Here is a 24,050-nt window from a genome sequence, read left to right as displayed (position 1 = left end):
CCTTGACTTCTCTTCTTGCCGCCGCTCGTTCCGGCGACGCGTTGAGGTCGCGTCGAACCGAAGGGGCTTGACTGCGGGGGGCCTTTAACACGGCCAGCCCGGTTTCGGAACGCGACAATGACATGACGGGGCTCTACGAAAGTCGCATGCCCCGGAGCCTGCCGCGGTGCCCCCCATTCAGGCCGCGGCGATGACACCCTTGAGCTGGTCCCGGACCTGGCCGGCAATGGCGCGGTAGATCGCCGCATGAGGGCCGTCCGGCTCGCTGTCGACCACGGGATTGCCGGCGTCCGAGGTGGCGCGAATCGCCATGTGCAGGGGGATCTCGCCCAGGAATGGGACGCCGAGCTTCTCGGCCTCGTGCCGCGCCCCGCCATGGCCGAAAATATCCGACTTGGTGCCGCAATGCGGACATTGGAAGTAGCTCATATTCTCGACGATGCCGAGCACGGGCACGTTGACCTTCTTGAACATGGCAAGCCCCCGCCGTGCATCGATCAGGGACAGGTCCTGCGGGGTCGAGACGATCACGGCGCCCTTGAGCGGCACGTTCTGCGCCAGCGTGAGCTGGGCATCGCCGGTGCCCGGCGGCATGTCGACGACCAGCACGTCGAGCTTGCCCCATTCGACGTCGCGCAGCATCTGCGTCACCGCCGACATCACCATCGGGCCGCGCCAGATCATGGCGGTCTCCTCCTCGACCAGGAAGCCGATCGACATGATGGCGAGCCCGAAGCGCCGAAGCGGAATCATCTTGCGCTCGTCGTTCAGCTCCGGCTTGTCGCGCAGGCCCGTCAGGCGCGGCACCGAGGGGCCGTAGATATCGGCGTCGAGCAGCCCGACCTTGAGGCCGAGGTCGCGCAGGCCGAGCGCCAGATTGAGCGCCGTGGTCGACTTTCCGACGCCGCCCTTGCCGGAGGCGACCGCGATTACGGCGGCAACGCCGGGAATTTCCGATTGCCGCGCCATCGGCGACCCCCCGCCCTGGGGCGGCTTGTGGGCATGGGCCGGCTGCACGCCGGGCGCGCCGCGGCTCGGCTGCGGGGGTGGCAGCGGCGCGGAGCCCGGCTTGCGCTCGGCGGTCAGCGCCACCATGACGGTGGTGACACCGGGAATGCTGCGCACGGCGGCTTCCGCTTCGGCCCGGACGGATTCCCAGGCTCTTGCCTCGGCGGCGTCGACATTGATCGAGAAGAATACCTTGCCGTCGGAGGCGCTGATCGCGCTCAGCACATTGGCATGGGGAAGCGCGACCCCGCGGGGCGACTGGACCCTGGCGAGGCTATCGAGAACCTGTTGCTGCGTCACGCTCAAAGCGCATCTCCTGCAGTTGAGGATGCCCCATTAGAGCGGAAACGCCCAAAAGGCTACTGTCTGCCGATATCGTCCGCCTTTTCGGCCGGCGCCGCCCCCTGCTCCAGGGCGGCCTCGTAGTTCAGCTCGATCATGACCCCGTTGGGGTCGTGGACGAAGATCTGCCAGAGATCGCCACCGGGCACCTGGCGGGCCTCGAACTTGATCTTCTTTGACGCCAGCCGCTGTTTCATACCGTCAAAGCCGCGACTGGCGAAGGCGACATGGTGGACAACGCCGGAATCCGGCTTTTGTGGCTCGTCGGTCGGGGAAATGTCGACGAGGTGAACCACCGGCCTGCCCTCGCTGTACATCCAGGCGCCCGGGAAGGCGAAGTTCGGCCGCGCGCCTTTTTCCAGGCCCAGCACGTCTTCGTAGAAGCGGACGGTCTCGGCCAGATTCCGGGTCCGGATGTTGAAATGATCGAGGACGCCTACGCTCACGCCGCCCATGCTCTCGCTCCCTTGTTTTGAAGTCCTTGGGTCGCCACCCTAGCACGGCAGGCCGCCAAACGAAGCCGTTGCCCTCTGGCCTCAAGGGTTTATGGTGCGCCTCCGGTCCGCCCTCACCGCGGAACCCAGGCATCCCTCGCTTGGCAAGAACCGTAAACCCGAACTACGGACAAGGTACCACTATGGCTAAAGTCGCTTTCCTAGGTCTTGGCGTGATGGGCTTCCCCATGGCCGGACACCTCGTGAAAAAAGGGGGCCATGAGGTCACCGTCTACAACCGCACCGCGGCGAAGGCGAAGGAATGGGCGGACAAGTTCGGCGGCAAGACCGCACCGACCCCGAAGGCCGCCGCCGAGGGTCAGGATTTCGTGATGTGCTGCGTCGGCAACGACAACGATCTGCGCGCGGTCACGATCGGCCCCGACGGCGCCTTCGCCGGCATGAAGAAGGGTGCGACCTTCGTCGACCACACCACTGCCTCCGCCGAGGTCGCCCGTGACCTCGACGCAGCCGCGACCAAGGCCGGCTTCAAATTCGTCGACGCCCCCGTCTCCGGCGGCCAGGCCGGCGCCGAGAACGGCGTTCTGACGGTGATGTGCGGCGGCGCGCAGGACGCCTATTCCGGCGCCGAGCCGATCATCACGGGCGCCTATGCGCGGATGTGCAAGCTGCTCGGGCCCGCCGGAAGCGGCCAGTTGACCAAGATGGTCAACCAGATCTGCATCGCCGGTCTGGTGCAGGGCCTCTCCGAGGGCATCCATTTCGCCAAGAAGAGCGGCCTCGACGTCGCCGCTGTGATCGAGACCATCTCGAAAGGGGCCGCCCAGTCCTGGCAAATGGAGAACCGCTACAAGACCATGAACGAGGACAAGTACGATTTCGGCTTCGCGGTCGAATGGATGCGCAAGGACCTCTCGATCGCGCTGGCCGAAGCCCGCCGCAACGGCGCCAATCTGCCGGTGACCGCGCTCGTCGATCAGTTTTATTCCGAGGTCGAGAAGATGGGCGGCAAGCGCTGGGATACGTCGAGCCTGCTCGCACGCCTGCAACGCTGACGCTCTGTTGCGGCCTGGTTCGGCGTAGCCGGCTTTGAACGTCGTCGCGACATCCGTCGCGACGGCGTTCCGTAAAGCGCGCCGACCGAAACAATCATAGACTTCCGGGGGGAAGCCTTGCCTAACGTGATCGCCGCCGTCCTTGCTGTTGTTGCGCGCCTGTTCCCGGTCGCGCTCCTGGCCCTGCTGGCATCACCTTCGCAGGCGCTTGCCGCATCGCTCGATGGTGCCAGCATTGGCCCGCAATGGGCGCTTCCATTCGCGGGGATGCTGCTCTCGATCGCCATATTTCCGCTCGCCGCGCCTCACTTCTGGGAGCATCACCAAGGCAAGATTGCCGCGATGTGGGCCACCCTGATCGCGCTGCCGCTTGCAATCTGGTACGGCCCGCTTCCAACCGTCCAAGCGCTCGTTCACACGGCGCTGCTCGAATACGTCCCGTTCATGCTGCTGCTCCTCGCCCTGTTTACCGTCGCCGGCGGAATCGTGGTGCGCGGCAATCTTCACGGCTCCCCCGTCCTGAATACGCTGCTGCTCGCTCTCGGCACTCTGATCGCGAGCGTCATCGGCACGACCGGCGCCTCAATGGTCATGATCCGACCGGTGATCCGCGCCAATGACGATCGGCGGCACAACGCGCATGTCGTGATCTTCTTCATCTTTCTGGTGTCCAACATCGGCGGTTCGCTCTCCCCCCTTGGAGATCCCCCGTTGTTTCTGGGGTTCCTGCGCGGCGTGGATTTTTTCTGGACGACGACACACCTGCTTCCCCAGACCACGTTCGCGGCCTGGATTCTGCTCGCCCTGTTCTTTTGCATCGATACTTATCTCTATCGCAAGGAAGGCCGCGTCAAACCGGACCCAACTCCGGACAATCCCTTGCGGATCAGCGGCGGCCTCAACTTCGCTTTGATGGGAGTCATCATCGCTGCGATCCTCTTGAGTGCCAAGCTCGACCTCGGCGGATTTGAAGTTCTCGGCACGCATCTCCAGGTGCAGAATCTCCTGCGCGATGCCGTGATGATCGGAGTCGTGTTCGCATCTCTCGCCGTCACCTCGAAGGAGGACCACGACGCGAACGGCTTCTCTTGGGGCCCGATGATCGAAGTGGCAAAGCTGTTTGCCGCGATCTTCATCACCATCATTCCCGTGCTCGCGATTCTCAACGCCGGCAAATCCGGCGCGTTTGCCTCCGTCGTAAACATGGTCACCAACGCAGACGGCACGCCGAACAATGCTGCATATTTCTGGTTGACCGGCCTGCTCTCATCCTTTCTCGACAATGCGCCGACCTATCTGGTCTTCTTTGAACTTGCCGGAGGCGACGCCAAGCATCTGATGACGAACGGCGCCTTGACCCTTGCCGCGATTTCCGCCGGTGCGGTGTTCATGGGCGCAAACTCCTACATCGGCAACGCGCCCAATTTCATGGTGTACGCAATTGCCCGAGCGAGTGGTGTCGCAATGCCCGGCTTCTTCGGATACATGGCCTGGACCTCCGTCCTGCTGCTGCCGGTCTTCGGGTTGGTCACGCTCGTTTTCTTCAGATGATTGAAGCGCGGGTTGATGAAAGCGGCCGCCCGGACTGCGTATGAATTAACGTTCGGTTAACGTAATTCTTTAGCTCCTTAAGTCAGCTCTTAAGGATTTCTTGCCAGAGATAGACAATGCAGAAAGCCCGCGTCCGGCGTGGGCAGGAATCCGTGTTGCTTGATGAGTAACCCCGCTGAAAAGCCCGAGGTCGTGCAGCTTCCGGCCGAGCCGGTGAGCGCGCCATCGGCGAGCAGCCGAAGGGCTGCGGCGCAGCGGGTGCGCGAGGCGCGCGACAAGTTAACGTCGACCAGTGGAACCCGGCCGGCTTTCGACGCCGAGATGCTGCGGCAATACGCCCAGACCCGGCTGTCCGCCTCCTATGTCGTGATGCTCCTGGTGGTGGCGACCGGCGTGCTGTTCGGGCTATGGATGCAGCCGATCCCGGCCGCGGCCTGGACCGCGGGCATGCTCTGCATCCACAGCGCCATGATCCGCAGCTGCCGGCGCTTCCTGACCGAGCCCGCCTCTCCGGCCGCGACACGCGCATGGCGGACGCGCTTCGTCGTGCTCGACCTGCTCTATGGCCTGTGCTGGATGGCGATCCTGATCCATCCCGTGCTCGACATGGTCACCGAAACGCTGATGATGTTCTTGATGCTGCTGGTGATCGCAGTATCGAGCATGCTCGCGGCCAATCTGCCGATCGCAGCCCTCGCCGCCACGGCGCCGGTCGCGGTTGCGATGGCGCTGAGCTTCGTGACGACCGGATCGCTGGACAATTACATCCTGGCAGCGCTGTCGCTCGCCGCCGAAGGCTATTTCGTGCTGCTGGCGCACCGCCTGCACTCCTCCACCTTCGCCACGCTGGAAGCACGTGCGGAAAAGGACGCGCTGATCGGCGAGCTGGAGCAGGCCAAGGCAATCTCGGACGAAGCGCGCCACCGCGCCGAAGCCGCCAACGTCGCCAAGTCGCGCTTCCTCGCGCAGATGAGCCACGAGCTGCGGACGCCGCTGAACGCCATCCTCGGCTTCTCAGAGGTCATGAAGAGCGAGATTTTCGGCGCGCATGCGGTACCGGTCTACAAGGAATATTCCGCCGACATCCATAATTCCGGCGTGCACCTGCTCAACCTGATCAACGAGATCCTCGATCTGTCACGGATCGAAGCCGGCCGTTACGAGCTCAACGAGGAGGCGGTGTCCCTGGTCGGCATCGTCGCCGATTGCCATCATCTGATGAAGCTGCGTGCCTCGAGCCGCGGCATCACCATCCACGAAGTGTTCGAGCAGGCGATGCCGCGGCTCTGGGCCGACGAGCGCGCGATCCGCCAGGTCGTGCTCAACCTGCTCTCCAACTCGATCAAGTTCACCCCGCAGGGCGGCGAGATCTGGCTCAAGGCCGGCTGGACCGCCTCCGGCGGACAATATCTCTCGGTGAGGGATTCCGGCTCCGGCATACCCGAGGACGAGATCCCGGTCGTGCTCGCCTCGTTCGGCCAGGGCTCCAATTCGATCAAGTCGGCTGAACAGGGCGCCGGCCTCGGCCTGCCGATCGCCAAGAACCTGATCGACCTGCACGGTGGCACGTTCACGTTGAAATCGAAGCTGCGCATCGGCACCGAGGTGATCGTCACATTCCCGCCGGAGCGCGTGATGAGCGCGCTTGCCCCACTCTCGGACGATTCTCCACCGCTCCAGCCGGAGAGCTCCGTCGTGCCGGACGAGAAACGTCGGCCGCGGCACAAGCCGATCATGAGTGCCGGCACAGGCTCTTAACGAGATGCTTGCAGACATGCCCGATCATCCCTCACTATGTCCGTATGAGCAAAGAAACGCCGTGCGTCGCCGTGTGCATGATCGATCCCAAGACCAAGCTGTGCTTCGGCTGCGGCCGCACCTTGCCGGAGATCGCACGCTGGCACGCCATGGAGAGCGCGGACCGGCGCGCGATCATGGCCCTCTTGCCGGAGCGCATGACGGAAGCCGGACTAGTGCCGATCGCTGGATCCCCAAAGCACGTCTGATCCGCTTGCGTGCCCTTGGAGGCGCGCGATGATCCGCTTCCTGCTCGTCCTGATCATGCTCGCCGGCACGGCAGGTGCCGTCGTCGCCTATGGCGATCCCGACCAGATCGCGCGCGCCAGCCACAAGGTCTCGCATATTTTTCGCGCACAAGCCGCCTCCCCGGCGCCGGCCGTGCAGATCCCGCGTGGCCAGGGCGGCGAATTCACGCTGCGCGCGAAGATCAACGGCGTCACTGCGCCGATGGTGATCGATACCGGCGCGACGTCGGTGGTGCTGACCTGGGAAACCGCAAGGGCGATCGGGCTGCCGCTCGAGATGCTTGAATACGACGTCGATCTCGAGACCGCAGGCGGCCACACCAAGGCAGCGCGGCTCACGCTCGACCGTCTCGCCGTCGGCAAGCTGGTCGAGAAGTCGGTGCCGGCCCTCGTCGTGCAGCGCGGCCAGATGAAGACCAATCTGCTCGGCATGAGCTTCCTCGACCGGCTGGAAAGCTGGGGCGTGCGCGCCGACACGCTGATGCTGACAGGGTATCCGGAGCAGCAGCGCAGTCCCCGCCGCGCGCGTACGGCGGTCGACTAAAGCGCGATGCGATTAGGATGAATCGTCTCGCGCTTTAGGCTGTTGTTTGAACATGATCTTTTCGGAAAACCGCTGCGCACTTTTCCGGATCATGCTCCCGCTCATTCAGGCCGCCTCAGCCGGCGCGCGGGCCCCGACACACGTAATCGCCTCGCGCAGCACGTCGAGACCGGCGCCGCGCTTCACACCCTGCTCGGCCAGATGCCGGCGGAACGCACGCGCGCCGGGCACAGCATGAAATGCGCCGACGAAATGCCGCGTGATCGCGTGCAGCCGCGTGCCGTGCGCGAGCTGCTCTTCGATGTAGGGCATCATCGCCTCGAGCGCGTCCTGCATGGTGGCGTGCGGCGCCGGCCCTCCAAAGATTTCGCGGTCGACCGCGAGCAGCCGCCACGGCTCCTGATAGGCGGCGCGGCCGAGCATCACGCCGTCGACATGGGCAAGATGCGCCTTTGCCTCGTCGATGCTCCGAACGCCGCCGTTGATGATGACGGGCACATCGGGCATCGCGCGCTTGAGCCGGTAGACGCGATCATAGTCGAGCGGCGGGATATCGCGGTTCTCCTTCGGCGACAGGCCGTTGAGCCAGGCCTTGCGGGCGTGCACGATCAACGCATCGCTGCCCGCGGCGACCACCGCACGCGCGAGCGCATCGAGCGCGACCTCCGGATCCTGATCATCGATGCCGATGCGGCACTTCACCGTGACGGGAACGGCGACCACGCGCTTCATCGCGTCGACGCACCTCGCCACCAGCTCCGGCTCGGCCATTAGACAGGCGCCGAAACGGCCATCCTTCACACGATCGGACGGGCAGCCGACATTGAGATTGATCTCGTCATAACCGAAGTCCTCGCCGATCCGTGCCGCCGCCGCGAGCTCGCGCGGATCCGATCCGCCGAGCTGAAGCGCCACGGGGTGCTCGACCGCGTCGAACCCAAGCAGCCGCACCCGGTCGCCGTGAATGATCGCGCCGGTCGTCAGCATCTCGGTATAGAGCAATCCCCGCCGCGTCAGGTGACGGTGGAACACCCGGCAATGCCGGTCGGTCCAATCCATCATGGGTGCCACGGAAAAGCGATAGTCTTGATATTTCAATCGTTTATCCTATCCTCTCAATGGGATGGAAGAAGAACGTGTGCACTCCAAACTAGCCGAATTTGCACACGTTTGTACCCGTTTTGACCTCCCGGTGCACACATAGTGCACACGAAAGCCGGAGTGCACACGCGTGGCGACCTTCACTCAATTGGGATCGGGAAACTGGCGCGTTCAAGTCCGCCGCAAGAACCGTTATGTGGCCGAGACTTTCCGGCGGCGCAAGGACGGCGAAGAATGGGCGCTCGAGATGGAGCGCAACATTGACCGCAATGGATCGTCCAAACCACGCGTGGTGCGAGACGTTCGCACATTTGGCGATCTGATTGATCTGCACGACGAAGACATGCGCGATGTCGGAAAGCCCCCTCGCCGTTCAAAGGCTGCTGTGATGGCGTCGCTCAAGGCTGAGCTCGGTAGTGTGAAGCTGCCGGCGCTCAATCGAGAGCGGCTGATCGAGTTTGGGAGAAAGCGGGCCAAGCAAGGCGCTGGTCCAGCGACGTTGGCGATCGATTTATCTTTCATCCGAACCATCATAACCCACGCGGCCGCTGTGCATGGCATCGAGGTTTCAGCCGAAGAAGCCCGCCTCGCGCGCGTCGCGTTAAGCCACCTCAATTTGGTTGGAAAGAGCAAGGAGCGTGACCGACGGCCCACACAAGACGAACTCGACGAGCTAATTGAATACTTCGAGACGAACCGTCGGCAATTCATACCGATGGGGCGCATCGTCAGATTTGCCGTCGCAACGACATTGCGCCAGGAAGAGATCTGCAAACCCGAGTGGCCGCTGGTGGACATGAAAAAGCGACTGGTGGTCATCCAGGACAGAAAGGACCCCAGGAATAAGGATGGAAATGACCAGAAAGTGCCTTTGCTCAACCTAACGGGCTATGATGCGTGGGAAGTCGTGCTTCAGCAGCGGATTGTGACTCGAGGCTATGGACGAGTCTTTCCCCATAACCATAGATCCGTAAGTGCGGCATTCACCCGGGCATGCGATGAACTCAAGATCGAAGACCTGCACTTCCACGATCTGCGTCACGAGGGAACGAGCCGTCTGTTCGAAGCGGGACTTCCAATCGAAAAGGTGGCACTGGTCACCGGGCACAAGGATTGGCGGCAGCTCCAACGTTATACCAACCTCAAGGTGGAAGATCTTCTCAAACTGCAGTACGCCCAGCAGCCGTCAATGGAAGAATTCATAAAGATGTTGGCGTGAGGTGTCCGTCAAATTGATACGGAGTTCATTCGGCGAGACTCAGGTTAATTTCACCACCATTGGCCGAATTCACTGAGCGTCGTTGCGCTCACATAAAAAGCGGATTTCACGGAGAGTCACTCAAAAGCACGCGGGGCGCCTCTGTGCGCCCGCGAATCTGCGCGTCATTTCCGGACGGGTACTGTCGATGGAACGCTCGGGTCTACGTGCTCGATGAACGTAATGCCGCCGTCGCCGCTGGTCATCGTGTCCCAAAGGTTAAGACCGGACTTCTGGATCATCAGCTTCCACAGATCCTCAAGATCCTCCCTCGCTTGCTTGACCACCTCCGGCTTGCACTCCGTTTCCCAGCCAGCGCTCAAACCTCCGCCGCCGAAAAGGTCGATTTCCTCCGGCGCTCTTATCAGAACCTCGTCGTATTCGGCATAGACCGGCTTACCGTGAGCGAGGGTGTCGCGAAGCTTCTTCATCCGCTCCATGGATTTCAGCGGGCGCTTGTCCAGTTCGACCGGGATGCCAAGCGCACCAAACACCTTCTTCAGCTTCTCCATGAAGGATTCGCGCTCCTTCCAATCGGGAAGCTTGCCGGCCTCGTTGAGTTCGAAGCCTATGAAGTTGACGTTGGCCTCGAACGTGAAGGCCACCATGACCGCGCAGGCCATACCGTCGTACATGATAGCGTCGCGCGAGCCCTTACCCAGCTTCTCCTGAATGACACCAGCGTGGTACATCGCGGCCTGGGAGAGGTCGTTGTGGACGAACACGCGTTTCGACTTCTGAACCCGCGCTTTAATCTTCTTTTCCATCTGCAAACATGGTCCCTCTTTGCCACCACGCCGCTTGGCGTGGAAAGCATACCCTCAGAGACGCGCATGACAAAGCCTCCCAAAAAACCCAGCGTCCAACTCCTGATAGATGACGCGACCCTGCGCGCCATCGGACATGTGGCCGCCCAATGGGCGGTGCTAGAGATCGAGTTCGATATCTTGCTAGGCCGGCTACTCAGGCATCCGGATGCTAAGAAAATAGTACCCAAGGTGATGCCCCAGTCATTCGACCGGCGAGCGAAGCTGTTCCGAGAATGCGCCAAGCTGCTGTTGCACGACCAGCCTGCCCTTCGGAAGCAACTGATCGCAATCATCGACGACGCCACTTCAGCACGAAAAAAGAGAGACGATGTAATTCACGGACAGTGGCATCTCGGTCGCAAGAAAGGCAAGGTTGGGACGGCGGTGACCGTCGTCAAGCAGCGCCCACAATTCAAAGCGCAGCTTCACCACATGTCGGCTGCACAAGTTGAGAATGTTGCTGCCATCATATCAGAGGTGACATTAACGCTGATCTGGTGGGCCCAAATGAACGTAGGCTGAAAAACCTCGAGCATTTCTGGATCTTTCAACTCGTCCTCCGTCCGCTCTAACCCTCTTTCGTCTTGCACGCTTCACGTGTGACCTGAGGGTACGACGCATCTTCCGGCAGGGGATCTTCCTCGGAGTCCTGCCCGGGCGATGCGGTGGACGAAGGATGAACAGTCGTTCTTTATAGGCGCTGCGCGTCAACGCCACGCCCATAGCTCGATCCACACCTACAATGGGATGCTCGAGCACGATGTCGGGAACGATATGCAAATGTGAGTGAGCCAACTGACACAGGATATGTCAGAAGCGACAAGTATTGGTAATGTTCTGGGCAGCTCGCTTGTCCGCCCCTCAAATGGGAGGAGAACGCACTCCGCGACCGGCGGCGTCGGCGACATCAGCCTCTAGCGATATTCGGATCGAATTGTCACCATGCTAGGAAAAAAGCGGTCAAATGCGCGCTGAAAGAATTGCCGATGGGCCGAGAACGTCACGAGTATGGCTATGCGGCCATCCACCGTTGCGAAGTAGTCCGTGTAAAAACTTGGCACTTCCGATTCGAACTGCCTTCCATGGATCCACACCCTGTCTCCGATCGTTTCGCGCTTGACGAACTCGACGCTCGACGAACGACCCGTAGGCAGACCATTACTGTCCATCAAAGGGCGGGACGTCGAGAGATGGTCTTCGTAGAGATCGAACCTGTCCGTGTCTCCGCGTTCTTTCGCAGTCAGAATGATGATGGCGGTTCGCTGTTTGCTTTCCGTCACATCAGAGCAAACCCACTCCGTCTCCTCCAGAGCGCATGTCCAACCCGAAGGGAGCTCGAAGGAGATGTACGCATTGCGGAAGGTTTCTGAATGCGCCGCGGTAATGCAGGCCAGCAGCAGTTGACTGACGATGAATATCGACGAAAGAATTCTCATCTGTCCTCCTCCGGGGCGCTGACGGTATTGTCGGCCATCGTCTGTATCACTCTCGGCCACAGGTTCCGTTCCAATGATCCATCGTCCACTCGCGCCCAGCGATAGAGATCTCTCGTCTGAAGCACGACGATGCTGTCTCGCCTGAGAGGACGTTCCCATTCCTCGACTTGCGACCAATCACGCTCAGCTGGATCCAGCTCGGGCTGCGGATTGACAATGACGAGCTTCTTTTCGACCACGCGGGACGCGCGCGATGCTATCCCCGCCCGCGTAATGGTCGACGTCGCTCGCGCTCCCGCCACGCAAATGACAGCCAGCACTCCAAAGCCGGGCACATCGAACACAGGAGCAGTTCCCCCCGGGGTCGGTATTTCGCGGGCACCACTCTTCAAGAACAGAGCCCTTACCGCACTCTCGAGCGCTTCGGCATCTCTCGCGATCAAAATTCGGCTAGCCAGACGGGACGATTCGATCACCGTGCGCGCCGACCGCATCTTCGCCTCGGTCTCATCGCGAAGCTCGGCCAAACGATCAAACTCGCGCAGCGCCTTCACGCTTTCGGGAGTATCGTATCTGGTAATCCAATCCGGCGTGTCCCGTGTCAATAACGAGCGCCAGCGCAAGTGCTGCAGAAATCGATCACTAAGCCGATGATCGTTCGAGTCTAGTGCTCGCGATAGCAGATACTCCTTGAGCTCAGCGGCAGCCTCCGCAGGAAGTTCCCGAGCGAGATAGTCGAAGACCCCCGCGAAGCGGTCGTCGCCGGCCAATGAGAAGCGCTTGGTTGAGTCTGCGCGTAACAAGGCGAAATGCAGGTAGAAGTCGGCGATCTTGTCGTGACGGAATCTGTACTCCACCAATTCCTTGCCCGACGCGACCTCCACGGTGGTACGTCTGACCTGCTTGCGCTGCTCCAGAATGGCGACATATTCCGCGAACGAGGCCCAGTCGATCTCTGCCTTTCCTTGCTCGCGCGCCGCAAGCGCGGCGGTCGAAAAAGCATCGATTGGAAAGCGCCTCTTCAGCTTGGTCCGACAATCTTCGTCCACCAATCGAAATTGCTGCTCCTGGAGCCGAAATGGATCGGGATCGATATCGAGCGAGAGCAACGTAGCCGCCGTTTCGAGATCCATCGGATTTGCAAGCGTGGCGAGGAAACTGGTGACGATGGCGTCCTGTGCGGGCTCTGCTGCCACGACCTGTTCCGATACCACCACCTCATCGGCCAATTCCTGCAGGAAGGCTTCGACCCGCACGCGATAGTGTTCGCCGCGAAGCGGCGCGGTCGCGTCCAGGGCAGTCTCCCGGCTCAGCAGAAACTCTTTCATCTGGGCCTTCGTCAGAGGCAGAAGGAAATAGGTTGCAAGCTTCGATGGCAGAGAAACCCCAATCTCCTGCGAGGTAACGAAGATATTCGCGGTCGGATAGTCGACAATGAAGCGCACGATGCGCTCTTGAAGCTCCCGATCGACTTCGTTGAGGCCGTCGATATAGATATCGAGCAGTCCGGAGCGGATCAGAGAGATAATCAGGTCCGCGTCGCGGCCCAGGCCGGGAAATCGCGCGCAGACCGCCGTTGCGACATCATTACCGCACTGGGCCGCGCGCAAATATACAAAGGGAATCCGCTGCCGAGGATTGGCCGCCAGCACGTACCGTAGATAGCTGGTCTTGCCGCGTCCGGACGGCCCGAAGAGGCATGTCGGTCCCTTCCAGCTCGCAAGACCGCTCGTGATCGGTCGCGCCGCCGCGTCAAGACTACCGGACAGAGCTTCCCGCTCGGCATCCCTGAGCCCGCGCGCAAGCTCCGCCCGGTCGAGCCTGACCACGAGCGAGTTCGCGTAGTACGGCCCCTCCTTGGCGCCGAAAGAAATTTGTCCGATGTCTCCGGGCATGGCATCGACGAAGGGCGCGAACAGAATTCTTCTGAGCGGCCCGACCCAAATCAGCAAAATATCGACGTAACCGAAGCCGAGAATCTTCCTGGCCAGCGGGTTATAGAAGACGTGCGCCTGCACGCGCGTCGAGGTGCGGTAGGTCAAGAGCAGGACAGACCAGAATGCCAAGTGCAGGAGCATGGCGGCTGGAATGGCCAAGGCCAACAGATACACCGCGCGGAGCAGCCATTCCTTTCGGAATGACCATGCCTGGTCGGGATAGTCGCGAGACAATTCCGAATCCCAACGTCTCAGCAACGTGACTTCCGTCAAGCTCCACCCTAATCGAGGAGCGAGAGCCCCTGCACGGGCGGCAATTCGCCGGCGGCTTAGATCACCGAGGGACCGCTGCTTCGAGATTGACCAGAGTCCGGAGAGAGTTTCCAATTGCTTTGCGGGTTCCTCTTCGGTCGCGAGTTTGCCGTCCCGAAGGGAAAGAAGCCAAAGCATCTGCCCAGCTTCGGTTGGGCCGGCAGAAGTGGATCCCGCGAGCCAGGCCACGCAGGCCGGCAACCACTCCTCTGACTGATAGCTCTGATTCGAGGCCTCCAGCATTTGGAACGTAAGGCCATTGTCCACGAAAGGCCCCAAGGTCGCCGCATCGGCGCAGACGGCAATGGTGCTGCCACGCCTCGAAGGCACGGCTTGCGCGAGCCATGCTGAAAGAAAGCGCGGGTCGATCGCAAGCGTTTCGGGGCGAAGCCCGAGGGCCCGTACGACGCGGCCGCGCAGACCTTCTACCGACAGACGTTCGAGGAGCCAGTTCAACCGCTCCCGGCTGTAGAGGCTTGGTCGGTCCCGGGTTTCATGCGCGGCTCGCGTAAACGCCCGGACCGCTCTCACTGCGCGCTCATCCGGCGCACCCGACGGATCCGGCAACCGCCGCGCGATCGCGTCGAAGGTGTCCGTCAGACCGGGAACGTATCCCGCCAGCATAAGGGCGTCGAATGCCGCGCGGGCGACATCGACATCGGATTCTGTCGTCGACAACACGCTGACTTGCGAGATATCTCGACTCGTCCAGCCATCAGCTCGCGCGGTCAGGCGCAAAACGGTCAGGACGATTTTTCGATTGCGAAGCAAGTAGTCCGTCAGGATCTCGTTTGCTCCAGGCGTCAGAACCCGGCGAAGTTCGGAAAGCACGGCGTGATCTGGCGGCAGCGATTGAACAAGGGCGGCAGCAAGGGGGTGCACCTCTTCCCGCGCCGCCTTGCTTGCGAGTTCCTTCGGGTCCGAGGCGAATGCGCTCCGGGTCGCGGGAGCCGACTGCAGCAGGTTTCTCACGGTCGCGATTCCGGGGGCGTTGTCGTTCGCGGCCACGGCGTACGGATCGACCTCCTGCGTCAACGCGGCCGCGTAGGCCTTGGCCGCATCGGCCCCAATTCGGGAGGTTACGGAATCAAGAAGCGGCGCGGTTCGCTCGACGTTGCAGGTCGAACTGCGAGGGGACCGCGCAATCGTCGAAAGCAGTCTTGCGACGATCGTGGCGACATCCGTGGGATCGCGGCCGGGCGATATAAGATCGATAGCCGGCGCAAGAACCTCGCACCGGCCCAATGCCAGCATCTCTCTCAATGGTATGTCCGCCTGCCGCTGCCTCACGATGGAAAGCGCGGCGGGAACAGTAGCCACGGCATCGATGACCGCGAACCCGCGATCGCCAAGCCAGAAATCCGTATCGCCCCGGTGCTGGTCAATGAACGACGCGACCGTCTCCGGACGAATTCGGATCAAGATGCGGAGCACATCGGCCCAAGCGCCGACCTCGAGCGAACTTTCCGACAGCCCAGTCAAGATCGGTTCGAACCGGTTGACCCTTCTCGGTTCCAAACGCGACAATCTGGCGAGCGCGGCCCTCAACGAGCCCGGATCGGGGCTTCTAAGGGCCCCTGACAGCTCCTGATCCGAGGCGTCTAGACCACGGGCAAGCAGATACCGAACGGCCAGATTGCGGGCCTTCGCAGCCCGACAACGTCGTTTTCCATTCCCGCCAGGATCTCGGGATATGACGCCACGCGCTCGATCAATTCTCCGCTGGCGGCATTGGTGGCGTCGGTGGCCCTGGCGATCAACGCGCGTTGGGCGGCAGGCGTCGCCATCCGCATTCGACGCAGAACCTCGTCGACAGGCTTGCCGTCGACCGTGCCTGCACCGTCAAAAACAAGAGTTTTGGCCAGGATATCCGCGATATCTGGCAATTGCCGAGTGAGACGCAGATACAGGTCTCGATTGCCCGGGAAAGAGGAGCGGAGGCGCACCTGAAGCGCCTCGTTGACCTCGCGCCTGGCGGTCACCGTCCCCACGACGCTCGGCCAGAAGGCGTCCCCGGTCTCCAGGACTTCCCCTTGCTTCTCGGCGAGCGCCGAGAGGACGCCGGGCGCGAGATCGACTGGCGCCGACAAGAGCTTCACCAACCCCGCGACGAAGCGATCCTCGGCCTGGCTTGGTATCTCGGCCCCGAACGCCGAAGCCGTCGCCGCAAATGCTGCGACCGAGCATGCGAGCGCGACAGCCGGCGATCGAACGAACAGGACCCAGAGGGCGGTCGCGTCTCTACCCCCACTTCGCAGCGAAAAGCAAAACCGAAACTTTTCTCCAAAATGCAATGACGAACTCTCCGCGGAAAATGACACGGCGTCGGCCAACTCGAGGCATCCAATAACTGGCAGGATAAGTGCACTACTGTCGGTTGAAAAGCCCCATAAAGGCGATTTCTCGAAGCCCCAAGCATGGAAGTCGTTGCATCGAGTCAGTCGGCTCCTGGCCCATTTGAGACGAGGCCGTTCGGCTAGAGGTCCGCTTTGCGGCGCAAGAGGCGGTAGTGCAAGTGGGCATAAGGTCCGGTGCGTATCGAGTAGCCGACGCGAGCCGAGATCGGCTCTCATGTTTGACGTGTTGTAAGAACATCGTCGAAAATCGATCGCTCGCTTTGTCACACAAATCGATCTACCAGCCGCGACGCATCACCTACCAAGGTGAGTTTGGTCAGCGCGCTCGACGTAATCGCGGCTCGCAAAGTCACCTAACCCGACCGACACAGCTCTCCGTCAAATGCTGGGGCCGTCGGCAATACTTATAAAGCATGGGCGAACGGGCCGAGGACAAGAACTTGCCGCCAATCGACACCACTCTTATGACCGACACGTCACGATGCACTTCCCATAAACGCCCCGTATGGTCCTGGTCGATATGAGATATATAGGCGTAGTCGATCTTCTTTTTCTTTGCGCGGAGTTTCGACAACTCGCCGCGCACAACTCTGTCGTATTCGTACGGGTCATCGCGTTCAATCCAGCAATGAAAGCGCCCGTCCCGCACCTCATGGCCGACAAGACGAACTGTCCAAACACCAGCTTGAATTCCCTGCGGGCCGCGTTCGTCCAAATCGGGCGAAAGATAAAGCGTTATGTAGTTGCACCCATTCACAGGGTGGAAGAGCTCGTTGTAGACTGAAAGGAATGTTCCGTTTGGCAGCTTCTTGTTTTCGATGAACTCGCGCGGCTTCACCTCTATCCACTGGTCGCTTCCCGGCGCGCGCAATTGAATAACAAAACGGTCTTGGGCCCCATACCAGATCTCCAATTCATTTTCGGATACGTCAACGATCGAGTTTCCGACTACCGTCCATTCGAGGTCGACAGCAAGGCCAGCAGATCGAATGTTGCCGCTTGGGTGAATTCGACCCATCACCCAGCCGATATCATCGTCAGATTCGCCAGCTTCTTGGCCAGCATTACCGGCCGCTACACAAATCGAGCGGCCTTCGGTTGCTAGGCTCGCATCAAGCCAACGGGAAACCCCGCTTGAGCCGTCATGGGCACCGCCATTTGTGCCGAGGCTAATATTGATCGAGATCGGCCTCTTATGCCGCTTTGCCAGATCCAAGAGGTATTCGACCGCTTCAATAATTACGTTGGAATCGGAAAACGCACTTCTGCGCTCCTTAACCGGATCTTTCTGCTTGGGGATATCTATTAGAACGGCTGCAATCATGGCCTTCGGGCAAACACCAGTACGCCCGGCCGCAATACTGGCGACGTGGGTCCCGTGAGATCCCTCTACTTGCTGTGATTGAGGCTCGATAGCTACAGCTGGAAGTTTGCTGGACGCGCGCATCGCAGCATTCAGGTGAGCCTGCGTAAATTCTGCCCCTCTCTTGAAGGCCTTGGGTGGATCCCGGAATGTGCTGCCCTGATCCCATATGGCCAAAAACCTCGTTCCACCCTTTCCATCTGAGAAGTCGGGGTGTGAAAAGTCAAAGCCGTCGACGTCGATAATTCCGATGATAACATCTGAGCCATCGGCGCGCCCAGTGGATTTTGCTACGGCTCGAGGGCTGGGTTTAGTCCTTCCTACGCTTGCCCACGCCGGCACTGGAATTCTTGCATTCAGTCCCTCGGCGAGTTGAACAAACGCCACTCGCTTATCCGACCGAAGCCCCTCTATCAGAGTTAGTGGTACCGTCGCAGTCACAAAATTACGCTTTGCCAACACGGGGCGGCCAAATTTCCTGCAATCGGGATTCTTTGCGAGCTTCTTCTCTAGATCCGCGCGCAAAGCCTCCGCTTCCGACTTGCCTTCAGCACCGGCGACGCTTGACCTCTGAACCTCTATAAAGATATCCGCGTAAGCCTTGTTCGGAGGGCCTGCGGTTTTTAGCTTCCTTCTTCTTTTACCAGCGGTCTTCTTGCTAAGGGCCAGTTCGTTGCCTGGTCCAAGCAATTCGTCGGGCTTTTGCAGGAGGTCCTGCGTTGCCTGCGATAACTCTTGCCGTTTTCCAGGCCTATAAGTTGAGGCGAGGCTGCTATTAAGTTCGGCGCGGCGAAAATTTACTTGGTTGCTGCCATTGCCGATCATGCGAAGCTTTGGATGCAGCTTGTCTATTTCACCATTCTTTTTCACGAACCTTCCCCCTTCGAAATCGCTTTGAAGACACGCTTCTCATCCGGCCGGAAATTGTGAGCCAGGCGCGCCGCACGACAATTCGTTCGAAACAGACGCAATATGAATTACTTACGGAAAACGGACCGCGGCGAGAACTTTAGTCCCGCGCGACTAGAGATTGCAACTTCACCGCTGGGATCTGCGCGCGACAGCCTGACGCAGGCTGTCTCGGCTGATCAGCCGGGTCGGGCGTCCAAGAGCAGCTCGATCCCGTCGTGCGGCTGCCCTAAACCACCTAGGCGAAAGTCACAATTTTTGATTGTATGGCCATCCAACTGCTAGGTGGAGGTGGATCATGCACCGGATCTTGATTGCGGTCTTATTCTTGATTTCCACCCCAACGCTTGCTTCGGCCTGAGGTGACACCGGACACAAGATCGTTTGCGAAATAGCATTCCGTCTAGCGCTCCCGGAAGTACGCGCCGAGATTCGCCGTCTCATGAAGGGCGAAGACCAATATGATTTCTTCCGGGAAGCCTGCATCTTCCCCGATCATCCGCGCACGCGCGACAACGAGCATTACGTCAATCTTGCTAGAACCGCAAAGGGGATTGCCGCTACATCACCCTGTCCATTGGCGCCGAAATGCGTCCTGTCGGGGATCGAGAGCGACATGGCGGTGCTTGCATCGCCCGCCAACGATGAACGCAAGCTCATCGCGTTGAAATATCTTGGGCATTGGGTGGGTGACTTGCACCAGCCGCTTCACGTGTCGTTTGGAGACGACCGAGGCGGCAACGAGGTGACCACCATCGGCGAATGCCAGACCAATCTGCATTCGACCTGGGATACATGTCTGGTATTGCGCGCTGTCGGCGAAGATCCAGTGGCGGCGGCAGCCGAGCTCGTTAAATCGATCACGCCCGCGCAACAGGAACTGTGGACGCAGGCCTCTGACCCACGCGATTGGGCCAATGAATCGTTCGCCATCACCCGTGCCGCGGCAACACGATACTGCCTTCAGCAGGGAGCCTCCTGTAATCAGCCGGCCGACGAAGTCACGGTTGATAATGCCTATATTCAAGCGAACCGGGACATCGTCCGCACCCAGCTCGCAAAAGCCGGCGTGCGGCTTGCACACCTTCTAAACAAAGCCTTGCAGCCATGACGCTGGTGCCGCGCGGAAGCTGGCGCTCGGTGGCTGGACGATCAGCCGGCGCGATCACGGTCGCCCTGATATTGCAGCTGCCCCAACCTGCACTTGCGGGCGGCATTACAATTGATTCCCGTGAATACAAACTTCTCCTGACGCCCACTGACTTCGCGGGCGACCCGAACGCGCGTGCAGCCGAATTTTGGGATGGACGTCTAAAGCCGATCATCAGTACTCATCTCGACCGCCGCGAGAGCGGAGAGAGCCGCGCCAAGAAATCCTTTGTGCTCCGCCACCAACGCCGCGTGTCCTTTAAAGACACGGCAGGCTGCACGCTTAGTCTGGCAGGATTCTCGTACCGGGAGCGCGCGGCGTTGACGGCGGAGCGAGGGGCCGCCACCGTTGAGACCACGCTCAAATTCCGGAGCCCGGACATCTTCATCTCGAACGCTTCGTCGTTTGCAGGCCAACGCGAAGCGAAATCAAAGTTCGAGGAAGACATCTCAATCCCGATACAGGGCGCTAAAACCCGGAGCAGCTATTCCCATTCGGTGTCCCAGAAGCAAGCTGGCTTATCCCCGCCAGCGACGCTCAAAGACGTCATGGATACCTATCCAGGCGCTTGGTCGTGGCTCGAAAGCGTCTCGACAAAACCACCCCAGCTGGGCGCCAATCTGATAGCCGGCCCCGTATTTGCTGAGCTCGTTTTCAGCAGGGCCGAGGTTGATCTTGGCCATGATGCCGATGCAGAGTTCGATTTCACCTTCTGGTATCCTGCTAGTGATGCAAGCCGTACTCAACCAGCATTGGTTGAGATCTCATTCAGCTACAACACCGATGACGGCGAAGTGGACAGCAATATCGCGTTGCGTGCTTCAAAGCTTTTCGTGGCCATGCAGAGCGAGCTGTCGGCTATGATTGCTCCAGGCAGCCAGAGCAAAACATCGTGGGCTCTGCCTAGTGATTGCCAGGAGAACTGAGCTTGAACGAAGCGAGGGACGCATCGAGCCAAGGTAGGTCCCTCGCGAGCAACACAGGGGTTGGCGATAGATAGCCCCGCACAATCACTTTGGCCGATTGGCGCCTCCTGAATTTACGGCAGGATGCCTTGCCCATGAACCGTAGGCGCGGTGCGTCCTGGCTAGGCGAAGGTCGAAGTGCAGCAGGAGGCATGAAGCGCGCTGCAGCAGCGTCGCCTGACTAGACCCGGACGAATGTCACTGCAGCGCTTCTGGGATACTTACAGAACTTTTCTGGCTATCTGGCTGAGGAGGAACTTATGACTACCATCGAAGTCGACATCGGACCGCCCTACGGTACGATTGCTGTCAATGCCGACACCATTTGCGCCGCAATCGCTGACCCCACTTCACCGGACAAACTATCAAACCTGCTCATCGACTCGGCGGGCGGACGGTCAATAACCGCACTTGCCGCGATCGCAAACATTGGAAGCATGCTGGGCAGCAATTTCGTCCAATTCACCGCTGCCGACCAAGCTAAATCAGTCTGTTTCGTGAATCGCATGCTGTGGGTGAGCGTCGCACCTCATCCGCAAGTCACCCGGGTCTCGCAGATAAGCTTTGCAAACCGCCGTCCGCTCAGCGTTGCCGGCCAAGTTGCGAACGTCCTCTCCCTCCTCCGAGGAAAGCCTGGAAGGACTGCAAGACGCGCGGCGCGGGAGTAGCCGCGAGTCTGGCAGACCCACGGGGGCGAGCGGTGAACCGTCCCGGGTTTGCCGGAGACCATTTGGTGTAAGTTATGCCGCCATGGCGGGTTGCATGCAGCCTCACCCTGGGTGTTCGTTCATCTGTTAGTGGATACTTATGCCGTTCAAGCGCGAGCCGAAGCAGAACGGTTAGAATCGTTATTGGCGAAGCTCTCTCCAGAAGCGAGGGAACTGCTAGGCGTTCGAAGCCATCAAGCAGGGGCCACGTGCGGTCGGAGCAGCTGCCCTCGCCTTGCTTGACGCGGCAGCGCCGGTTGCGGCTTCGACCGCGCTCGGCGTGATCGTGCCAGTGATGATCGCAAGTGGGTCAAAGCTGGCCGGCGTTGTCCGCAGGTGGCTCGCGGAAGCGACGGACCGCGCCGACGCAGCTGCCGCAACTCAGGCCGCGATCACGATTGGCGAGGAACCTCTCGTCTGGCTGGCCCTGCACCATAATCGCGCCGACGCGCGTCAAAGGGCGCTTGAATATCTGGCATCAAGACTGCCAGATCCACTCCCTACCGAGCTCCCTGCTCTTGCGGGTGACAAGGGTAACCGGGTCCGCCGCAGTTTGACGGCTGCCCTCAGCAGCCGACTGCACCCGGAGCATTTTCCGATACTCATGCAACTTACTCTGGACCGATGGTCCGAGCCGAGCCGCAGTATCGGAGCCGGAATCCTATTCGATCGCACGCGAAGCTGTGGCCGCGCTAGAGGCGAACGGATCACTTGATGATGAGTCCGGGACCAAGCTTATCGCGTTGGCCAGGGAGACCTCCGACGAGCAGCTGCGCCGAGATGCGTCGAGCGCCGAAGCCCGGCTTTGCGGGCCGTTCGACGCCAGATCTGGTCGCTTTTTACTGTGGTTGGCTGCGCATCGACGCCATCGATGCATTGAGCACGCCAGCGCAGTGCAGCTCGAAATTTGTCGGGAGATCACCGCAGATCGCTTGATGAAACTGTCGGCGCCGCTAGAGGCCTCTGCCACGATTCTGGTGGGAGCGCACCTTCCCGTCGCCGATGCCGTTCAGATATTTGAGCGGGTCGGACATTCGCAATCGCACAGAGCTTTGTTGCTGCTCGGGGTCGTTGCATTAGGGAGCCGAGACCGTGCAGCCGCGCTCGGTCTCCCTCAAATTGCTCGACGCTGGCCGCCCGGCGCGCAGACTGCTCGCAACTGATGAGCTTTTGCCACCGACCGTTCTCGACGACCTCGGTGACGTCCGGATCCGACGGCATGTGGGCAGATGGCTCAATGATCGTATTGCGAAGAAATGATTGCCGATGTTGGGCTCACCGGCTCGTTCACATCACGGCACAGGAAGCACACCGCGCTTCACGACCGCGACGAGTTCCGGCATCCAACTCCGAAGCTCGTCGCGGTGTCGACGACCGAGCGCCGCAGCGGGAGGGTGCTTGCTAATCTCGACGTCGATATCATCATCGATCGACGGCATATTGCTGCTTGGATTCATGGTGCGCTCGGAGGGCGGTCTAATTCGTTGTGAATTCAATTGATTACAGAGAATGACGAAGAGTTTAGGTGCATTTCCCGCTTATAAGTGCCTTTTGGCCCGGCCATCAAACCGAGCTGGGAGAGGGTCGGCCGCCGCAGAGTTGCGGAGCCCCACTATGTGAAGGCCGCAGCCACAGGGCCACGCTCAGTGAGACCAGGCTGTCATCGACATAGCTGGGTCCGACCGAGCGGAACGCTATGATGAGGCATGGAGTCAGTTCTCAAGATATTGCCCGCCAACAAGGCCTTGCGCCTAAGCAACCGCACCTGCCTTTACTGCGGTGCGGAGCCGACTACGGATAGCCCGCATACCGTCGAGCATGTTATCGGACGCCGCTTCGTACCGAAAGGCTCGCTCCATCAAAGCTGGGCACTCATCGGCAAGGCGTGTGCGATCTGCAACGGCGAGAAGGCCGGTCTCGAAGATGATATCTCGGCAATTACCTTGCAGCCCAATTTGGGCGAACAGCATAGCGACCCTGTCCTCCAAGCCGAGGCCGTCCGTAAATCTGCAAACTCGATCAGCCGGCGAACGAAGAAACGCGTCGCTGACAGCCATGAGGAAGACTCAGTGTCAGGCACCATCATGTCGGCGCTGGACTTCACGGCTAACTTCATCATGCCGCCCCAGCTCGATCAGAAGCGCGTGCATCGGTTGGCCGAGTTTCATCTTCAAGGCTTTTTCTACCTGATGAGCTATGACGAAAGCGGCGGAATCGGTGGATTTCTGCCCGGCCCCATCGGCTTTGCAGCGAATGCGAACCGGCCGGATTGGGGAAACGAGCATTTGCGCGGCTTCGCAGACCAGACCAAGGATTGGTCGCTCCAGCTCGATTGCGTCTGCGCGAGCGGCTTCTTCAAAATCCGGATGCGCCGTGAGACCGAACAATCCGCACTGTGGGCCTTCGCGCTCGAATGGAATCAGATGCACCGCGTCGTCGGATACTTTGGCGATCTTGAGCGGGCACAAGGCTATTTCAATGCGCTGCCGCCGCTAAAGTGGAAGACTTTGAAACCAGATACGCGGTACCGGCAAGAGATCGCACTTGCATCCGAAGAGGATACTCTTTTTACCGTACGCCCCGCGCCTTAAAGTGGCGGGCGCGAACGAGCCAAAAAGTTCCCGCGGGATACGCGTCTTGTCTTGAAGACCATACCGACAAGATCCGCGACAATTGGCACATGCGCGGCGCGGATACCGCTGTCAGCCCGAGCCCCAATCTAAGCCGGTGTTTGTGGCGGCCTCCC

General features: G+C 60.4%; 19 protein-coding genes and 1 pseudogene. 11 read left to right on the top strand and 9 right to left on the bottom strand.

The window, feature by feature from the left end; translation table 11 throughout:
* Positions 1-177: 177 nt before the first annotated feature.
* Positions 178-1,314, bottom strand: coding sequence for an Mrp/NBP35 family ATP-binding protein (locus GA0061099_RS14340; RefSeq protein WP_036022219.1), 1,137 nt, complete (start codon positions 1,312-1,314; stop codon positions 178-180).
* 53 nt (positions 1,315-1,367) lie between these two features.
* Positions 1,368-1,805 (bottom strand): VOC family protein, encoded by a 438-nt coding sequence (locus GA0061099_RS14335; RefSeq protein WP_036001594.1) that lies wholly within the window; start codon positions 1,803-1,805, stop codon positions 1,368-1,370.
* A 182-nt stretch (positions 1,806-1,987) separates the two neighbouring features.
* Here GA0061099_RS14335 and GA0061099_RS14330 point away from each other — a divergent pair, with 182 nt between their 5' ends.
* The 5 genes from GA0061099_RS14330 (at position 1,988) to GA0061099_RS14310 (ending at position 7,000) form a co-directional block, all read left to right on the top strand.
* Positions 1,988-2,860, top strand: coding sequence for an NAD(P)-dependent oxidoreductase (locus GA0061099_RS14330; protein WP_036022216.1), 873 nt, complete (start codon positions 1,988-1,990; stop codon positions 2,858-2,860).
* A gap of 117 nt (positions 2,861-2,977) precedes the next feature.
* Positions 2,978-4,411 (top strand): sodium:proton antiporter, encoded by a 1,434-nt coding sequence (locus tag GA0061099_RS14325; RefSeq protein ID WP_249787251.1) that lies wholly within the window; start codon positions 2,978-2,980, stop codon positions 4,409-4,411.
* A 162-nt stretch (positions 4,412-4,573) separates the two neighbouring features.
* Complete coding sequence (locus GA0061099_RS14320; protein WP_036001601.1) at positions 4,574-6,169, top strand: sensor histidine kinase; 1,596 nt, start codon at positions 4,574-4,576, stop codon at positions 6,167-6,169.
* Between the two features lie 44 nt (positions 6,170-6,213).
* Positions 6,214-6,417, top strand: a complete 204-nt coding sequence (locus GA0061099_RS14315; protein ID WP_036022214.1) for a DUF1289 domain-containing protein — start codon at positions 6,214-6,216, stop codon at positions 6,415-6,417.
* A gap of 28 nt (positions 6,418-6,445) precedes the next feature.
* Positions 6,446-7,000, top strand: a complete 555-nt coding sequence (locus tag GA0061099_RS14310; RefSeq protein WP_036001607.1) for a TIGR02281 family clan AA aspartic protease — start codon at positions 6,446-6,448, stop codon at positions 6,998-7,000.
* Positions 7,001-7,105: 105 nt separating this feature from the next.
* On the opposite strand, the gene dusA is transcribed toward GA0061099_RS14310, so the two are convergent.
* Positions 7,106-8,098: a tRNA dihydrouridine(20/20a) synthase DusA gene (dusA, locus tag GA0061099_RS14305; protein WP_074447862.1), complete on the bottom strand. Its 993-nt coding sequence runs from the start codon at positions 8,096-8,098 to the stop codon at positions 7,106-7,108.
* Between the two features lie 133 nt (positions 8,099-8,231).
* Here dusA and GA0061099_RS14300 point away from each other — a divergent pair, with 133 nt between their 5' ends.
* Positions 8,232-9,320: a site-specific integrase gene (locus GA0061099_RS14300; RefSeq protein ID WP_074447861.1), complete on the top strand. Its 1,089-nt coding sequence runs from the start codon at positions 8,232-8,234 to the stop codon at positions 9,318-9,320.
* 164 nt (positions 9,321-9,484) lie between these two features.
* Here the strand turns inward: GA0061099_RS14300 and GA0061099_RS14295 are convergent, their stop codons facing one another.
* Positions 9,485-10,126, bottom strand: a complete 642-nt coding sequence (locus GA0061099_RS14295; protein WP_074447860.1) for a hypothetical protein — start codon at positions 10,124-10,126, stop codon at positions 9,485-9,487.
* A 66-nt stretch (positions 10,127-10,192) separates the two neighbouring features.
* Here GA0061099_RS14295 and GA0061099_RS14290 point away from each other — a divergent pair, with 66 nt between their 5' ends.
* Positions 10,193-10,690, top strand: coding sequence for a hypothetical protein (locus tag GA0061099_RS14290; protein ID WP_074447859.1), 498 nt, complete (start codon positions 10,193-10,195; stop codon positions 10,688-10,690).
* A gap of 392 nt (positions 10,691-11,082) precedes the next feature.
* Here GA0061099_RS14290 and GA0061099_RS14285 read toward each other — a convergent pair whose 3' ends face one another.
* The 4 genes from GA0061099_RS14285 to GA0061099_RS14270 form a co-directional block, all read right to left on the bottom strand.
* Positions 11,083-11,604, bottom strand: coding sequence for a hypothetical protein (locus GA0061099_RS14285; protein WP_074447858.1), 522 nt, complete (start codon positions 11,602-11,604; stop codon positions 11,083-11,085).
* The gene (locus tag GA0061099_RS14280; protein WP_141697606.1) at positions 11,601-15,335 is read right to left on the bottom strand and encodes an NACHT domain-containing protein; all 3,735 of its coding nucleotides are present in this window, start codon (positions 15,333-15,335) and stop codon (positions 11,601-11,603) included. Before GA0061099_RS14280 ends, GA0061099_RS14285 begins: the two co-directional genes overlap by 4 nt.
* Before the next feature lie 119 nt (positions 15,336-15,454).
* Positions 15,455-16,186 (bottom strand): hypothetical protein, encoded by a 732-nt coding sequence (locus GA0061099_RS14275; protein WP_141697605.1) that lies wholly within the window; start codon positions 16,184-16,186, stop codon positions 15,455-15,457.
* Positions 16,187-16,559: 373 nt separating this feature from the next.
* The gene (locus GA0061099_RS14270; RefSeq protein ID WP_074447855.1) at positions 16,560-18,443 is read right to left on the bottom strand and encodes a S8 family serine peptidase; all 1,884 of its coding nucleotides are present in this window, start codon (positions 18,441-18,443) and stop codon (positions 16,560-16,562) included.
* Between the two features lie 412 nt (positions 18,444-18,855).
* Here GA0061099_RS14270 and GA0061099_RS14265 point away from each other — a divergent pair.
* The 3 genes and pseudogenes from GA0061099_RS14265 to GA0061099_RS39995 form a co-directional block, all read left to right on the top strand.
* Positions 18,856-19,593 (top strand): annotated as a pseudogene (locus GA0061099_RS14265) (S1/P1 nuclease); the annotation flags it as partial.
* The gene (locus GA0061099_RS14260) at positions 19,590-20,558 is read left to right on the top strand and encodes a hypothetical protein (protein ID WP_074447853.1); all 969 of its coding nucleotides are present in this window, start codon (positions 19,590-19,592) and stop codon (positions 20,556-20,558) included. The pseudogene GA0061099_RS14265 and the gene GA0061099_RS14260, both read left to right, overlap by 4 nt.
* Before the next feature lie 299 nt (positions 20,559-20,857).
* Positions 20,858-21,265 (top strand): hypothetical protein, encoded by a 408-nt coding sequence (locus GA0061099_RS39995; RefSeq protein WP_141697604.1) that lies wholly within the window; start codon positions 20,858-20,860, stop codon positions 21,263-21,265.
* Between the two features lie 1,331 nt (positions 21,266-22,596).
* On the opposite strand, the gene GA0061099_RS41120 is transcribed toward GA0061099_RS39995, so the two are convergent.
* The gene (locus tag GA0061099_RS41120; protein WP_158644878.1) at positions 22,597-22,761 is read right to left on the bottom strand and encodes a hypothetical protein; all 165 of its coding nucleotides are present in this window, start codon (positions 22,759-22,761) and stop codon (positions 22,597-22,599) included.
* Between the two features lie 249 nt (positions 22,762-23,010).
* Here GA0061099_RS41120 and GA0061099_RS14250 point away from each other — a divergent pair, with 249 nt between their 5' ends.
* Positions 23,011-23,895, top strand: a complete 885-nt coding sequence (locus GA0061099_RS14250) for a hypothetical protein (protein ID WP_074447851.1) — start codon at positions 23,011-23,013, stop codon at positions 23,893-23,895.
* The last annotated feature ends 155 nt before the right edge of the window (positions 23,896-24,050 follow it).

The sequence above is a fragment of the Bradyrhizobium yuanmingense genome (assembly GCF_900094575.1).
GTDB classification, from domain to species: Bacteria; Pseudomonadota; Alphaproteobacteria; order Rhizobiales; family Xanthobacteraceae; genus Bradyrhizobium; species Bradyrhizobium yuanmingense.
The sequence above is the reverse complement of the archived record's forward strand: the minus strand, read 5'-3'. Positions and strand labels throughout refer to the sequence as shown.

Bases quoted from the DNA above. Each gene is read 5' to 3' on its own strand.
- GA0061099_RS14335 (WP_036001594.1), bottom strand. From the start codon at position 1,805: ATGGGCGGCGTGAGCGTAGGCGTCCTCGATCATTTCAACATCCGGACC.
- GA0061099_RS14330 (WP_036022216.1), top strand. From the start codon at position 1,988: ATGGCTAAAGTCGCTTTCCTAGGTCTTGGCGTGATGGGCTTCCCCATG.
- GA0061099_RS14320 (WP_036001601.1), top strand. From the start codon at position 4,574: ATGAGTAACCCCGCTGAAAAGCCCGAGGTCGTGCAGCTTCCGGCCGAG.
- GA0061099_RS14315 (WP_036022214.1), top strand. From the start codon at position 6,214: ATGAGCAAAGAAACGCCGTGCGTCGCCGTGTGCATGATCGATCCCAAG.
- GA0061099_RS14310 (WP_036001607.1), top strand. From the start codon at position 6,446: ATGATCCGCTTCCTGCTCGTCCTGATCATGCTCGCCGGCACGGCAGGT.
- GA0061099_RS14295 (WP_074447860.1), bottom strand. From the start codon at position 10,126: ATGGAAAAGAAGATTAAAGCGCGGGTTCAGAAGTCGAAACGCGTGTTC.
- GA0061099_RS14290 (WP_074447859.1), top strand. From the start codon at position 10,193: ATGACAAAGCCTCCCAAAAAACCCAGCGTCCAACTCCTGATAGATGAC.
- GA0061099_RS14285 (WP_074447858.1), bottom strand. From the start codon at position 11,604: ATGAGAATTCTTTCGTCGATATTCATCGTCAGTCAACTGCTGCTGGCC.
- GA0061099_RS14260 (WP_074447853.1), top strand. From the start codon at position 19,590: ATGACGCTGGTGCCGCGCGGAAGCTGGCGCTCGGTGGCTGGACGATCA.
- GA0061099_RS39995 (WP_141697604.1), top strand. From the start codon at position 20,858: ATGACTACCATCGAAGTCGACATCGGACCGCCCTACGGTACGATTGCT.
- GA0061099_RS41120 (WP_158644878.1), bottom strand. From the start codon at position 22,761: ATGAATCCAAGCAGCAATATGCCGTCGATCGATGATGATATCGACGTC.
- GA0061099_RS14250 (WP_074447851.1), top strand. From the start codon at position 23,011: ATGGAGTCAGTTCTCAAGATATTGCCCGCCAACAAGGCCTTGCGCCTA.